The sequence below is a fragment of the Acidianus manzaensis genome, from assembly GCF_002116695.1.
GTDB classification, from domain to species: Archaea; Thermoproteota; Thermoprotei_A; order Sulfolobales; family Sulfolobaceae; genus Acidianus; species Acidianus manzaensis.
This window is the reverse complement of the sequence record NZ_CP020477.1, coordinates 216,630-230,271: the sequence shown is the minus strand read 5'-3', so window position 1 is coordinate 230,271 and position 13,642 is coordinate 216,630. Positions and strand designations below refer to the sequence as shown.

The following is a 13,642-nucleotide window of genomic DNA, read 5'->3' as shown; positions in this document are numbered from 1 at the left end:
TTATTTATACAGTAGAGAATAGTGAATTATATTTTTGTATTTAATATTTCTTATTTATATAATATTTGCGTTCACGTTAATTATATATTTAAATTATTTAGATTTCAATGCAATTAACATATATTTGAAGAATAAATTTTCATTTTCTGGTTTTATTACAAAATCAACATCAAATATGTCTGAAATCTTTTTCATATCATTTTGGAAAGGATCCTCAAATACGCTTTTCTTTATAAATCCATCAGCATTTATGAAATACGATCCAGATTTAAGCACATCATGAATATTTCTATACGCAATAAATCTCTTTTTTCCTAGATTATGGAGAACTAAATTAGATATTGCAAGGTCAAATTTCCCTGAAGGAAGTTTATCAGTTATATCTGCCTCAACGATTTTTACTCTATCGTATATTTGAGCTATTCTAAGATTATTTTTCAATATATCTTTAGAGTTCTCTTTAAGAGATGAGTGAGTAAATAAATCTACAGCGGTTATTGTGGCTTTAGGAAAATAGGAAGCAGAAAGAATAGTAAGGAAACCTAAACCGCAACCTATATCTATAATTTGTAAATCCTTATTTCTATCATCTATAATCCTCTTAAATGCCTTCTCAAACATCTCCTTAGCTTTTTCCCTCATTTTTTCAGATTCTTCAAAAGTAGAATGATGATACGTCCCAAAATATAATTTGTCCATCTCTTAAAATCTAGCTTTATCTCTTAATAACCCTATCTGAAATTTATAAAACAAGCAGAAAATTAGTAAGGACTAAGTTTCTGTAGAAAGCAAATTAAAATAATTCTTTGCATTCTCCCGATAAATTTGGATATATAAGGAAATTTGCATCTAAAAATATTAATTCTTGAATTCGTCTTCTATCTTTACCTCTGCTAGTTCTCCTAACTTTGGCTTCCTTATATAAGATAATCTTTTTTCGTGTTGTATAAATTTATTCTTAATATCTTCTATATCAATTTTCTTTTCTCTTTCCAATATTATCTTGTTATTTTCAACTCTTAAAATAAGAATATCACCTTCATTTATACTTAGTAAATCTCTAATTTTTTTAGGGATTATAATATAGCCTTCCTTTCCAACTTCAATCCTTATAGTCAAACTAGCTTCACTAAAGTTAAATCAGTTTAACTAGAATAAAAGCTTCTCATATACTAAGTTATTTACTGTTAGAAATTTTATATGTAGCATTGTTCAGTAAAATATATGATAATTATTCAGAAATAAGTTTTATACTTTTATTCACATAATACGTTTAAAAATCCGTATTAAATTAAAGTTTAAAAGTAATCGATTATAAAATTTATTTTACACTTTCAAGTTAGATAACCAGTTAGATATAACTAGTGAAAAATTTTGAACTTAACATAAATGGGGGTTGAGGAAGCTGAAGTCTCTCATCCGAAAGGTTAGGGATGGATAGTCCTCTTATAGGAAATTCTAATATTATCTACTCTTCCGCAAGTGTTTTTCTCTCGTAGAGTTTAATTTATTTCTTAAGTTTTAATTTGCATTCTTTTCTATCAACCAAAAACAAAGTCCAAGTAATATTTTTCATAAATTGAATTTTGGACTACCGTATAGAAATAGTTAGCAAAGTTTAGCTAAGTGTTATTCTAGTACGAAAGTGTAAAGGAGACCGTCAACATATTCATCTTTGTATTTATATTTCTTAGGAAAAATACCTGTATTCCTAAACCCTATTTTCTCGTATAGATGTATAGCATGCTTATTGTTCTTCATCACTTCTAAATATATGACTTTTACTCCTTTTTGCTTTCCCAGTTCAATAAGTTTTTTCCCTACCCCAATATTTCTATATTCCCTTCTGATACTTATTGCTAAATTAGCTGTGTGAGATGACCTATAGGAACCTATAGCTAAGTCAGCAATACCAATAGCTTTCTTGTTTATTTCAGCTACAATTACTATTCTTTTTTCCAATTTCATTTGGTTAAGCCAAGAGGAGATTAACCTTCTCTCCTCCTCCAATGTAAATTTCCCCTGTTCATGAGTATCATTGCATCCTCCTCAACAAGGCTATTTATATGATCTAACAAATCATAAAAATCCTTCTCTTCAAGGTATCTAATAATCCATTCTATACCATTTCTTGTAATAAACTTTTCCAATTCCATAGCATAAGATTAGTCTAAATAAAAAACTTTATCTTGGACAAAATGAGCCAGCTCATAATACCGTCATTTAGGCATAATGAGTGACTAAAGTTTATATGTATTTCAACATAAGTTCATGAGTGGGGCTTTTAAATTTCCTCGATGGCACTATAGATGCAATCTTAAATTAGATCAATGGATTCTATTTGCTTATTATTTCTTTTAGTGTAAGTTTTTTTACTAGGTTTGTGTTTGTTACTTTGAAGTAGAGTGTGTAGTAGTATCCTGCGTATGTTTCTTCTAGTTTTAGTATGTTTACTTCGTCGTTGACGTAACCTCCTAGTTCTATGTTTGCTTCTCCTTTCCATATTTCTCCGTAGTTGCTTGTTTCTCTTATTCTGCTTGTTATTTCGTATAGGTCTTCTTCTTCATCTCCTCTTGTTGGGTATCTTCTTATGTTCAGGAATGGGCCGAAGTTTTTTATTGGTAGTGATTCTGTTTTTTCTTTTAATTGTATTTGTAGTCTGAGCATTATTCCTCCTCCTCTGGTTACGTATCCGCCTAGTTTTGTTCCTTGTTGTGGTTTGTTGTATTTTGGTAGTAGTGGGTGTAGTTTGGTCATTGTGATTTTTGCTATCTTTTTGGGGTATCCGTCGATCCATCCTCTTATTAGTGCCCAGTCTTTGTCTACCCACATGAATGGGAAGTATAAGTAGTTTTTATCTTCGAAATTTACTTTGAGCCCTATTGCTCCTTCCATGTATTGGACTAGGTCTGGGTCTTGGTACATGTAATCCCAGTTGTAGTCTGATGTTGAGATGAATTCGGCAATGTATATCCATCCTTCTCCATCTGTTGTTAGGAAGTTTGGTAATAGTTGGTTTGCTGATTCTTTTTCAAATTTGACGTGTGCTGAAATGTAAGTTACTCCGTAATGCCATGGTGGTGGGAAAACTATTTGTGACCTTCCACTTTTAGTCGGTGGTAATGTGAAATCAGATTGCATAAGAGTAAAAAGATTTAATATCTTATAAACATAGTTCAAACATGTTCAAAATCTCTCAAGTACTTTAAAACCATGTTGTTTAAAAGCCCAATTAAGATAGTAACCAGATATTATACTCTCAGCTTTTAGAAGATTGAGTTCATCGTTAATAGAGGAACCTAAAGATATTTCGGCATCACCTTTCCAAACCTCACCTAGCTTAAAATCAGATGAAATTATCTGTCCTAATTCATAAACGTCTTGTCCATCTTGTACTGAAGGAAATCTTCTAAATTGAACAATAGGTCCATAAGGAATGGGTGACTTATCCACTTTTTCCTTAAGATTAATTTTCATTCTTACAATTTCTTTTCCATTTCTTAAAGCATATCCACCTACTGTAATCCCGGCCTTTGGTCCTTCATAGCCTTCTAATAGTTTATGAAATTCGCTCATTGAAATAATGGCAAGTTTTTTTGGATATCCTAAGAGCCATCCCCTTATTAAGGGCATATCCTTATCAACCCACATAAATGGAGAATATGTATAGATATTTCCCTTATATTTCACCTTTAAAAATACTGCACTTTCCATATATTTTGTTTCTTCTGGATCTTCGTAAAGTAACTCATATCTATTGCCAGCTATGGTAAATATTTTTGCTATGTATATAAACCCTTCCCCTTCGGCTTCTAATGGAGAAGGAACTAATTCACTTAAGTTATCTTTATTAAATAGTATATCAACCCCAATCATTTCAATAGCGTATATCCAAGGTGGTGGTGGAACTATTTGTGATTTACCACTTTTAGATATAGGTAATGTGAAAGTCTTAAATGCTGTTTTCTCCATTGTAAATACTGTTTTCCGTAATATTAATAAGGATTACTTAACGTAGTTTATTATTGTTCATTTTGAACTTGTTTGAAAAACCTTTATTATTAAAATACGATGAGATTTATCATAGCGGTTTGTAATGGTAAATAAGATCCTTTCTCAATTAGTAAATGTGGAAGTAGTGACACCAAAAATTGATGATACTCTATGGTTTTTCAAGGATATATTAGGACTTAATGAGATAGGGAGAAAAGGAAGATCAGTTTACTTAAGAGGGTGGGAGGATTGGTATACTTATAGTCTAAAGGTGACTGAGTCAGATACTGCTGGAGTTAGAGAGATTACATGGAGAGCATATAGTGAGCAGGATTTAATGGAGGCAGTAAAAATTATTAATAGTTATGGTTTAGGTCTAGGTTGGGATGATGGAGAACCAGATATGGGTGTAGGAAAAGGATACAAATTTGTATTGCCTAGTGGTCAGATAGGGAAAATAGTATGGGATCTTAAACTATGGAGAGCTAGTGGTAATTTAAGGTCAGGTTATAAAGCAAGGCCAATGAAGAAATTACCTCAAGGTATGCAAGCAAAAGATTTGTCCCACATATTTATTTTTGCATATAATGATTCAGCATTAGCAAAATCAATTGAATTACTTAAGAAACTTACTTTTAAAGTTAATGAAATTCTTAAAGAGGGGGACCATACTATAGCTTATTGGATGGCTGTAAATGGTACAGCACATGATTTAGCAATTAGCTTAGATCCATCTGGGGTACCAGGTAGATTAAACCATGTAACATTTAATGTAGATTATGCTGATGATTTATTAAGAGCTGCTGATGCATATAGTGATTATGGTCTTGAAATTGTAGGAGGTCCATTAAGACATGGCATAACAGATAGTCATTCGCTATATGTTAAAGAGCCTGGTGGAAATATAATTGAACTTCTACATGGAGGTTATATTAATACTGTTCCAGATTGGGAACCAGTTGTTTGGGATACAAAAGAGGATGAGAACAGATGGTTATACTACTGGGGTCATGTAACTGAAGCTTTTTGGAATGGAAGTCCAATTCCACCAAATAAGGTTTTAGATGAGATCAAGGAGATAGCTAGGCAAAAATTAGGAGCTAAGATTTAAGTTTAGTGTTTTCTTTTTTATTATATTCAATTAATTTGACATTAATAGTTTTAAGCAAAGCTTGATATTTATTTATAAATAAATTTCATTATATATATATTAGGGAAAAGTGATGAGAAATAACTTGAAAGAGGTCATTCTTGCAATTAATCATGAGAGTTGTTGGACAAGTTTAGTAGGAGACTACGTTGTAAAAACTATGTATCTGACGATCAATCCAGAAAAGAACTTTATTAGATCAATTATTCTTCTAGATAAAAAGTACAAAAATTTAATTTCTGAAATTAAAAAGACTAAAAGCTTTGTTGGTTATAATCATCTATCTATTTCGGAAGAAGGTAAGATATTATTTGATTTTAGAAAGAGGTATAAAAATAGTGTATTAAACACTCTTCAATCTAATGAAGGAATAGTAGTGAAAGGGCTAAAATATAAGGGAAGAGAAATTTGGCAAATACTTATTTATGAAAGTTACTTAAATCAATTTATTAACGAATTAAAATCTAAAGGAGAAATAGAGATCTTAGGAAGTAAGGATTATGAAATCAAAGAGGATGAACTTTCACCGCAAGAGGTACAGATTCTAGGTTCAGCATATAAGCAAGGTTATTTTGATTTTCCTAGAAAGATAAAATCAGATGAAATATCCAAAAAGCTTGACATGAGCAAATCAACATTTAGTTACCATATTAGATCAATAGAAAGTAAAATTATTACTAAATATTTGGATGATTTGAAATTCTTAAACACTTTAAATTATATAGATAAAAATACTAAGAAAAAAGAAGAAAAATAAATTATCACTTATTGTTTAATATCTCTAATGCAGCTTGAGCAACTTGCATATCTTCTTCAGCAGTTCCTCCACTAACTCCAATTCCTCCTATAACTTTTCCATTTACTACAATAGGAAAACCTCCACCAAATATTATTAGCTTATCTATTTCGCATGGTGCACCTAATTGCAATGCCGGATCAGACTTTAGCATCTCATACCATTGATGTGTAGGAATTCCAAATCCAGCAGCAGTATACGCTTTATTTATAGCTACTTGTACACTAATTAACGGAGCATTATCCATTCTTAAAAATGCTTTTAATACACCACTCTCATCGACTATTGCTATAATAAAAGCTTTCCCAATCCTTCTCGCCTTTTTAACTGCTTCATTAATCAATTCTAGTGCTAATCCCTCAGTTATACTTAGTTTTTCGTATGTCTTATTCATATCACCACCTAGTAATCACAACTTTCTTATCAGTAAAGAATTCCACGCTATCAATTTGTCCATGAAGAACACCGAAAAATGACTCTTTTCTACCTCCAAACGGGAAGAATGCCATAGGTGCAGCAACTCCTACATTTATACCAATATTTCCAGCATTAACTTCCATTCTAAACTTCCTAGCATAATAACCACTAGAAGTAAATATTGATGCAGCATTACCGTAATTACTTTTATTTATCATATCTATAGCTTCATCTAAACTTTTAGCATGAATTATAGATGCTACTGGTCCGAAAATTTCTTCTTTAGCTATTATCATTTCTGGTGTTACCTCATTAAATATTGTAGGGCCTATGAAATAACCATTGGGATATTCTTGTATTCTAACGTTTCTTCCATCTAGTACTAACTTTGCTCCCTCTTTAATACCTTTATCAATATAACCTAAGATTCTCTTTTTAGCATCATTAGTTACCACTGGTCCCATATCTACAGTGTCATCAAGACCATAACCTAACTTTAATTGTTTTGAAGCCTCTATAAATTTTCTTTTCACCTCATCATATACATCGCCAACTACTACTAAGTTTGCAGCAGCTAAACATCTTTGACCAGCATTACCGAAGAACGCTGAGACTATTGATGGAATTGTTTTGTTAAAATCTGCATCTGGCATAACAACTACAAAGTTTTTAGCCCCAGCTTGCACTATCGCCTTTTTACCATATTTAGCAGAGTTCTCATAAATATATTTACCAACCTTAGTAGAACCAACAAATGTAACACCTTGAATTAATTTATTTGAAAACATTTCATCAACAACATCTTTAGCTCCATGAACAACATTTACTACACCTTTTGGTAGTTTAACTTCCTCAAAGATTCTTATTATCATTTCTATGGGAACTGGGGTTATTTCTGAAGGTTTGATGACAACAGTATTTCCAAGCACTATTGCATATGGCAAAAACCAAAATGGAACCATTACTGGAAAATTAAATGGGGTAATAATTCCGAAAACTCCTAATGGCTCTCTGACTACTGTCTCGTCAACTTCAGAGGAGACTAGATCTAAATGTTCACCCTTATATAACGTATAGGCGACGGATATTGCAGCTTCAACATTTTCAATTGATCTTCTCATATCACCTCTAGCCTCTATGATAGTCTTGCCATGATTTTGTGTAATCATCCTTGCTATCGTTTCACTATATTCTTCCAATTTATTCTTTATTGCAAATAAATACTGAATTCTTTGTGTTATTGGAATCTCTTTCCACTTCTCGAAGGCTTCATTGGCAGATTGAATAGCTTCTCTAACTTCATCTCTAGTAGAAAATGGGACATTAGCAATTACCTCATCTTTTGTAGGGTTAAAAGCCTTGCCCCAGGTATCAGTTTTACTTTCTTTTATCTCTCCATTAATATATATTTTGAGATTTCCATAATCCCTTTTTATTTCTTCGAGTAACATATTCTCAAATTTAAACTTTTAGACTATTATATTATACCTTCCTCAAACATGTTTTAAAGATAGTAAAAAATTGACGCTTTAAGTTTCCGTTGCGAATTTAGCAATCTCATTCAATTATATAGAAGAAATGCGGAAAATATATGATAAGAACAAAATTAACATTAATATAGTAAAAATGATAAAAATTATTTAAACTCTTTGTGGCAATATCATTTAGGTATAAAATAGACTAGTTAGAAATTAATGTATAATTTCGTAATTATGAAATATAAATTTATATACATAATATATAATGTCTTTAGAATTTTATCTATTTAATAACATTATTCACCATAGTGTGGTTCGAAAATATTAAGAAAATGATAAAAATTGTTTTAATCTCGCATTTTTTATGGCCGCAGCAAAAATACTCCATAATAATTAATTATATGCGATTATTTTGGCTTCTATCTATTTATAATGTTCAAACATGTTTGAACAATATTTAAAGTAATATAAAGAGTCTATATAAATAATGGCTACAGAAGGGAGTTTAGGCACAACAAAAGGTGAAGTAAAGCAAGCGTTAAGTAATATTGCTGAGGGATTAGGATCGCAGTATAAGAAAACTATAGAATATGCGTCAAAGTTAAGAGAAAAAGGACCAGCTTATAAGGAGGTTGGAGAGTATCTGGTACATAAGGGGTTCTGGTTATCTATTAGGTTAATAGGAGCATTAACTGGAGTATCAATGGATTACTTAACCCCATTAGATGCTAGAATAATGTCATATAAAGAATTTATGACAGAGTGGGTAGGAGCACAATTCATGAGGATGCTATCAGATTATGGAACTAATCCACCATGGTATTGGAAATGGTTCAATTTAGAGTTAGATCACTGGCATCACGATTTTATAATTGGGCTCTACACTTGGAGAAGAACCCTAAATATATCATTTAGAGGACCAACACCGGATGAGAGAAAATGGTTAAATGAAAAATATCCTCATTGGGAAAAATTCTTCGGCAGAGTTTGGGATCTATACGTTTATAAAATTATTAATGGGCAAATACCCCTTCCATTAACTGCTGTCCATTTATGTTCAGTGTGTCAAGTTCCTATACAAGCACCAACTAATGGCAAATATTTAAGAATCTACCTTAAAGAATATAAAGGTAAAATCTATACTTTAGATAGTCCTGCTTGCCTATGGATATTTGAGCAAGAACCAGATAGATATGCTGGAAGAAGAACTTATACACAAAGAGTGCTTGAGGGAATGATTCAGTTAACTGAAGAGGCCTATAAAGATCCAAAAAGAATGCTTGATGAGGTCATTTGGAATATGGGATTAACAGAAGATGGAGAGGCTGGTTTAGACCCTACCGATGGTGCTTATGGATTATTATATAAAGAGAAAGATCCTGATTTAATGAATAGGATTAGAAAATATCAGGAGTGATGATTATGAGTGAGGAAATTATACCCATAGTATTTGTTCCAGAAGAAGCTACAGTATGGTTACCTGCTATTTTACCAGGTAATATAACAATTAAAGAAGCCATAGAGACGTTAAAGAGCTTAACAGTTAATGTATTAGTGTGGGATAAACCAGAAAAAGAACTAAGATTGGTGAACTATAGCACGGGACAAGTTCTTGATATAAATGCTAAAGTTAAGGAGATCATTAAGCCTTATGACGTGTTTTGGCTAGTATGGTGGCCTCCAAAAGAAGAATTTTGGAAACCCGAGAATCAAACTGATGAGATATTTCAAATAATTAAAGAGACAGAGGAAGCAATAAAGAATGCGCCCAGATCTCCTGCAACATTATTTGCAGATGAGATACAGAAATATAGTATTATAGCAAAGCTTGAAAGAGAAGGGAGGTTAAGATCATGAACTATCCCGGGGAATTTGCGAAACTATGTTCATTAGATGACATTTATGAAGGAGAGTCAAAATTATTTGAAGTTAAGAAATATGAAATCTTATTGCTTAATATTAAAGGTAATATAAGGGCTTATTATGCTAGGTGTGCTCATGCCTTAGGCCTATTAGATGAAAATTCGTTTGATGGAGAAGGAAAAATTATTTGCCCAGTACACTTATGGGAATATAATGCCTTAACTGGGGAAAGTGAAAATCCTAAGGAAAGTACCCTTTTCCCTTTAGAAGTTAAAATTGAAGGTAATGATATTTTTGTTAAAGTTCCCTCAATTCCCGTTCTTGAATTCAAAACTAAATGGTTTGGTATGTATAGGAGAGGTGTTTTAAATGGCACTGGAATTAACTCTTGAATCTATTTTAGAAAAATATGAGATAAAAGATATGAATAATCTACCTAAAGATATAGTAGGTCCCGTATTGACAAAGGACGAATTTGCATATGCAGTTATAGAGGCTATAGTTAAAGATAATCCTAAAACGTTTAAGGGAATAATTGATAGAGGATCTTATTTAAGAGTACTAGGAGATAGAGAATTAATCCTTAGAAAGCCAACTTTAGAGGAAATATTAGGCGAAGAAGTTAGATTCCCTGGAGAAATTGAAGTCAGAATGAGTTCATTTGCTGGAAGAATTGAAGTCAGAGGAGATCATATAAGGTGGTATTTAGAGTCTTGAGGTGAGATTATGACTAAATTAGAAGATTTAGAATGGTATAAAAGATATAAGGAACTGTTTGGAGCATTTAAGACTGGTGTTGAAGGTGATAGGTTCTTTAGAGATTATGAGTTCAGAGGTTATAAAAGAGTTTGGTCTACGTGGCCCATGTTAGAAAGGAAAATTGGAAGAAAGAAACCAACAGAATATCAAATAGTAACTTATGGTTTAGCTTATTGGGCAGACCCTAGATCTCCAACATACGTATATGATAAAGGGCCATTTGAGCTCGGTACTGAGCATATAACCCAAAAATGGTATAGACACTTTAGAGATAACTCACCATTTGTAAAGCCATTATTTGAAAAAGGACTATGGCATGATTATGAGGATCCGTATAAGTTAGTTTATCAGACATATAACAATACGGCTGATGATAATGAAACATATCTGGACAAACTATATGAGGAAATTGTAGCGACAAAATACGATCAGAATTTAAGTGAAGAGATGCTGGAATTTTATCGCGATGTATATGGTCCTCTAAAATATATATGGCATACCATACAAATGGGTTCAGCGTATTTAGCAACAATGGCCCCCAGTAGCTCAATAGCTAACATCTTTATCTTCATGAGTATGGATCATATGAGAAGAGTACAAAGAATAGCTCAAAGAATTAAAATGCTTGATATAGTTTATCCAACTTTCGGGTTTGGAAAAGAAGACAGAAAACAATTTGAAGAGAGTCCCATATTTCAGCCAGCCAGAGAAGTAATTGAAAAAATGTTAGTAACATATGACTATGGAGAAGCATTAGTTGCTTACAATCTTGGCGTAAAATTTGTACTAGACGAACTATTGCTCCAGCATTTAACTGATTTAGCTTCTCAAAAAGGAGATGACATGATGAGACACATTAATATGTCATACTATAATGATACAATAAGACATAGGCATCAAGTGGCTGAGTTATTTAAGTTTGCATTTAGTAAAGAGACAACATTAAAAGATGTTGTAAAACCGTGGTTAAATGAATGGAAAGAAAAAGCTTACAAAACTACAGAGGGCTTTAAAGAAGTATTCAAAAACTCGTATGATAATGTAATATCTCAAATAAAGAAAGAACATGAGGAATATCTAAGAGGCATAGAACTTTGAAAGATAAAATAGTAGAAATATTAAGAGGTATATACGATCCAGAAATTCCTATAAACATATATGACCTAGGATTGGTCAGAGAAATAAATATAGATGATGAAGAGAAAAGAATTTTTATTAGACTAATTTTTACTGCAAATAAAGGTTGTACTTTAGCTGATCTAGTAACTGTTCAAGTAAAATACAAAGTTATGAGAGCGTTTCCAGACTATAAGGTTGATGCTAAAGCAGATTATAACGAAGAATGGAATATAGGTTATGCAACTCTTGAGGGAAGAATGATGTTAGAGGAAATTTATGGAAAAGAAGCTATTGAGCTATTAATGAAAAAAGATTCTAAAATTGAAAGCTTAGTTATGCAACTTAGAATTAATAAAGAAGATCCTGTGCAATATATGAGAAAAGCATTAGATGATAGATATCAAACGTTCAAAAATTGGTATGATAAACATAAGATATTGTAAAAAGAATTTTTTTCTCCCTTATTTATAAGAGGTTAAACTACTTTTTATTTAGTCTTGGTAAGTAATACATAATACCCTTGACTTGAAGATTTAATGCTAAACATTATGGACTTATTCTTTAACTTTAAAAGGTAATTATTATGTACTCGCTAAAAGTAGTTATGATCTAGATAAGAGACACTATAGAAGCAATTAACTTTAGAAAAAATTATAATTTCTTAAAAAATTAGAATTTAATCATAATCCTTCCTGCAGTCTTATACTCGCTCATTTCCCTATATGCATTATTTGCTTCCTCTAAACTTATGAACTTGTAAATTGCTGGATCCAAATTCATTTTGCCTTCTTTTAACAAGTTAAATATTCCTTCAAATTTTTGAGCGGGTAGCATCAGAACTCCTTGTATTTTAATCTCTCTTGCCACTACTAGATCGGCTGGTAGCGGAAACGTCTCTTTTCCTTTCATCATTAGTCCTGCTAGCAAGAGTGTACCTTGAGGTCTTATTAAGGGGAGAGCAGAGGTTACAGCATCAGGATTGCCCGTAGTATCATATACTACATCAACAAGTCCATGAGTTTTCATTATATCATCCACAATCTTTTTCAGTTCCTCTGGATTAGAATAATAATAGGCTTCAATGCTCCCTAATTTCTTGGCTTTTTCAGTAGCTGTAGGATTAAGGTCTATTGAAATAACTTTTGCTCCAATGGCGTTAGCTATTGCAATAGCACTGAGTCCAACTCCTCCTGTCCCAATGACTAAAACCATATCTCCAGGCTTAAGGTTAGCCTTCATGGTAAATGCATTCCATGATGTCCCGAATCCACATGATAATAAAGCAGCCCACTCGGGTTTTACTCCTTCAGGAATCTTAACGAGATCAACCACAGATCTCTCTGGAACTAGCATGTATTCAGCAAAACATCCGTTTATTCCGTAGCCTGGTATTACTAAATGTTCACAAACGTTAGAGTTTCCATCCATACAATATCTACACGTTCTATTATCTCCCGTAGATGACGCAGGTATAACTACCTTATCTCCTACCTTAAGCCTAGTTACATTGTCTCCTACCTCAACAACCTCTCCATATACCTCATGCCCCTGGATTATAGGAAGTTTTCCTCCAGACCACTCCATGTATGCCACTAAAGCTGGATCACCTCTCCATAAATGCCAATCAGATCTGCAGATACCACAGTACTTGATCTTTAAAAGAATATCACCTTTCTCTACCTTAGGCACATCTGTATCCTTTATTACGAGATCCTTTCTGAATTCGGTTAGGAAAGCTGCTTTCATTATACGTAAGTTTAATCTTATATTTTATATATAATTCTCTAACATATTCGAATATATTCCAGTAATTTCTATTATCAGTGTGGTTAGGATAACAGTAGAAAGATAGCGAACTATATTATACTCTTATAATATTTGTTCAATTTTAATTAGCATTCCTCTTAAGTGTTTCACGTTTAAAGGTAAGAGGAAGTTCCTTATCGATAACTTATTGTGTAAACACATTAATCACCTAGTTTTTTATTAGTGAGGTTTATCATGTTCTATCTAACATTCTTCCCCAGGATTATAATATCTTTCACTTCTTGCTTTTGTTAAAGAACA

At 32.2% G+C, this 13,642-nt stretch carries 17 protein-coding genes; 8 read left to right on the top strand and 9 right to left on the bottom strand.

The window, feature by feature from the left end:
* Window positions 1–93: 93 nt before the first annotated feature.
* The 6 genes from B6F84_RS00845 to B6F84_RS00825 form a co-directional block, all read right to left on the bottom strand.
* Entirely contained in the window at window positions 94–699 is a 606-nt protein-coding gene (locus B6F84_RS00845; protein WP_148690459.1) for a class I SAM-dependent methyltransferase, read from the bottom strand.
* Between the two features lie 159 nt (window positions 700–858).
* Window positions 859–1,119 carry an AbrB/MazE/SpoVT family DNA-binding domain-containing protein gene (locus B6F84_RS00840; protein WP_148690458.1) on the bottom strand — a complete coding sequence of 87 codons (261 nt, stop codon included), beginning with the start codon at window positions 1,117–1,119 and terminating at the stop codon, window positions 859–861.
* Between the two features lie 510 nt (window positions 1,120–1,629).
* Window positions 1,630–2,010, bottom strand: coding sequence for a GNAT family N-acetyltransferase (locus tag B6F84_RS00835; RefSeq protein ID WP_148690457.1), 381 nt, complete (start codon window positions 2,008–2,010; stop codon window positions 1,630–1,632).
* On the bottom strand, window positions 1,989–2,156 hold the full coding sequence (locus B6F84_RS13785) for a hypothetical protein (protein ID WP_187152721.1): 168 nt from the start codon (window positions 2,154–2,156) through the stop codon (window positions 1,989–1,991). Before B6F84_RS13785 ends, B6F84_RS00835 begins: the two co-directional genes overlap by 22 nt.
* A 181-nt stretch (window positions 2,157–2,337) precedes the next feature.
* Window positions 2,338–3,141 carry an acetoacetate decarboxylase family protein gene (locus B6F84_RS00830; protein WP_148690456.1) on the bottom strand — a complete coding sequence of 268 codons (804 nt, stop codon included), beginning with the start codon at window positions 3,139–3,141 and terminating at the stop codon, window positions 2,338–2,340.
* Window positions 3,142–3,186: 45 nt separating this feature from the next.
* Window positions 3,187–3,972 (bottom strand): acetoacetate decarboxylase family protein, encoded by a 786-nt coding sequence (locus B6F84_RS00825; RefSeq protein WP_148690455.1) that lies wholly within the window; start codon window positions 3,970–3,972, stop codon window positions 3,187–3,189.
* Window positions 3,973–4,096: 124 nt separating this feature from the next.
* Here B6F84_RS00825 and B6F84_RS00820 point away from each other — a divergent pair, with 124 nt between their 5' ends.
* Complete coding sequence (locus tag B6F84_RS00820) at window positions 4,097–5,104, top strand: VOC family protein (RefSeq protein ID WP_148690454.1); 1,008 nt, start codon at window positions 4,097–4,099, stop codon at window positions 5,102–5,104.
* 124 nt (window positions 5,105–5,228) lie between these two features.
* On the top strand, window positions 5,229–5,900 hold the full coding sequence (locus B6F84_RS00815) for a helix-turn-helix domain-containing protein (RefSeq protein WP_236748996.1): 672 nt from the start codon (window positions 5,229–5,231) through the stop codon (window positions 5,898–5,900).
* Window positions 5,901–5,904: 4 nt separating this feature from the next.
* Here B6F84_RS00815 and B6F84_RS00810 read toward each other — a convergent pair whose 3' ends face one another.
* Together B6F84_RS00810 and B6F84_RS00805 are read right to left on the bottom strand one after the other, a co-directional pair.
* On the bottom strand, window positions 5,905–6,333 hold the full coding sequence (locus B6F84_RS00810; RefSeq protein ID WP_148690452.1) for a GlcG/HbpS family heme-binding protein: 429 nt from the start codon (window positions 6,331–6,333) through the stop codon (window positions 5,905–5,907).
* A gap of 1 nt (window position 6,334) precedes the next feature.
* Window positions 6,335–7,807 carry a CoA-acylating methylmalonate-semialdehyde dehydrogenase gene (locus tag B6F84_RS00805; RefSeq protein WP_148690451.1) on the bottom strand — a complete coding sequence of 491 codons (1,473 nt, stop codon included), beginning with the start codon at window positions 7,805–7,807 and terminating at the stop codon, window positions 6,335–6,337.
* A gap of 514 nt (window positions 7,808–8,321) precedes the next feature.
* Here B6F84_RS00805 and B6F84_RS00800 point away from each other — a divergent pair.
* From B6F84_RS00800 to B6F84_RS00775, 6 genes are read left to right on the top strand one after another with little or no spacing between them, the layout of a single operon-like run.
* Window positions 8,322–9,251 carry a YHS domain-containing protein gene (locus B6F84_RS00800; RefSeq protein WP_148690450.1) on the top strand — a complete coding sequence of 310 codons (930 nt, stop codon included), beginning with the start codon at window positions 8,322–8,324 and terminating at the stop codon, window positions 9,249–9,251.
* A 5-nt stretch (window positions 9,252–9,256) separates the two neighbouring features.
* Window positions 9,257–9,691: a hypothetical protein gene (locus B6F84_RS00795; RefSeq protein ID WP_148690449.1), complete on the top strand. Its 435-nt coding sequence runs from the start codon at window positions 9,257–9,259 to the stop codon at window positions 9,689–9,691.
* The gene (locus tag B6F84_RS00790) at window positions 9,688–10,089 is read left to right on the top strand and encodes a Rieske 2Fe-2S domain-containing protein (protein WP_148690448.1); all 402 of its coding nucleotides are present in this window, start codon (window positions 9,688–9,690) and stop codon (window positions 10,087–10,089) included. Before B6F84_RS00795 ends, B6F84_RS00790 begins: the two co-directional genes overlap by 4 nt.
* On the top strand, window positions 10,067–10,414 hold the full coding sequence (locus tag B6F84_RS00785; protein ID WP_148690447.1) for an MmoB/DmpM family protein: 348 nt from the start codon (window positions 10,067–10,069) through the stop codon (window positions 10,412–10,414). Before B6F84_RS00790 ends, B6F84_RS00785 begins: the two co-directional genes overlap by 23 nt.
* Before the next feature lie 9 nt (window positions 10,415–10,423).
* Entirely contained in the window at window positions 10,424–11,554 is a 1,131-nt protein-coding gene (locus B6F84_RS00780; protein ID WP_148690446.1) for a ferritin family protein, read from the top strand.
* The gene (locus B6F84_RS00775; RefSeq protein WP_148690445.1) at window positions 11,551–12,018 is read left to right on the top strand and encodes a metal-sulfur cluster assembly factor; all 468 of its coding nucleotides are present in this window, start codon (window positions 11,551–11,553) and stop codon (window positions 12,016–12,018) included. Before B6F84_RS00780 ends, B6F84_RS00775 begins: the two co-directional genes overlap by 4 nt.
* Window positions 12,019–12,244: 226 nt before the next feature.
* On the opposite strand, the gene B6F84_RS00770 is transcribed toward B6F84_RS00775, so the two are convergent.
* Window positions 12,245–13,264 carry an alcohol dehydrogenase catalytic domain-containing protein gene (locus tag B6F84_RS00770; protein WP_236748995.1) on the bottom strand — a complete coding sequence of 340 codons (1,020 nt, stop codon included), beginning with the start codon at window positions 13,262–13,264 and terminating at the stop codon, window positions 12,245–12,247.
* Window positions 13,265–13,642: the final 378 nt, after the last annotated feature.

Excerpts from the sequence above, each read along its gene's own strand:
- B6F84_RS00785 (WP_148690447.1), top strand. The coding sequence starts at position 10,067 with ATGGCACTGGAATTAACTCTTGAATCTATTTTAGAAAAATATGAGATA.
- B6F84_RS00820 (WP_148690454.1), top strand. The coding sequence starts at position 4,097 with ATGGTAAATAAGATCCTTTCTCAATTAGTAAATGTGGAAGTAGTGACA.
- B6F84_RS00805 (WP_148690451.1), bottom strand. The coding sequence starts at position 7,807 with ATGTTACTCGAAGAAATAAAAAGGGATTATGGAAATCTCAAAATATAT.
- B6F84_RS13785 (WP_187152721.1), bottom strand. The coding sequence starts at position 2,156 with ATGGAATTGGAAAAGTTTATTACAAGAAATGGTATAGAATGGATTATT.
- B6F84_RS00790 (WP_148690448.1), top strand. The coding sequence starts at position 9,688 with ATGAACTATCCCGGGGAATTTGCGAAACTATGTTCATTAGATGACATT.
- B6F84_RS00825 (WP_148690455.1), bottom strand. The coding sequence starts at position 3,972 with ATGGAGAAAACAGCATTTAAGACTTTCACATTACCTATATCTAAAAGT.
- B6F84_RS00780 (WP_148690446.1), top strand. The coding sequence starts at position 10,424 with ATGACTAAATTAGAAGATTTAGAATGGTATAAAAGATATAAGGAACTG.
- B6F84_RS00800 (WP_148690450.1), top strand. The coding sequence starts at position 8,322 with ATGGCTACAGAAGGGAGTTTAGGCACAACAAAAGGTGAAGTAAAGCAA.
- B6F84_RS00795 (WP_148690449.1), top strand. The coding sequence starts at position 9,257 with ATGAGTGAGGAAATTATACCCATAGTATTTGTTCCAGAAGAAGCTACA.
- B6F84_RS00830 (WP_148690456.1), bottom strand. The coding sequence starts at position 3,141 with ATGCAATCTGATTTCACATTACCACCGACTAAAAGTGGAAGGTCACAA.
- B6F84_RS00810 (WP_148690452.1), bottom strand. The coding sequence starts at position 6,333 with ATGAATAAGACATACGAAAAACTAAGTATAACTGAGGGATTAGCACTA.
- B6F84_RS00845 (WP_148690459.1), bottom strand. The coding sequence starts at position 699 with ATGGACAAATTATATTTTGGGACGTATCATCATTCTACTTTTGAAGAA.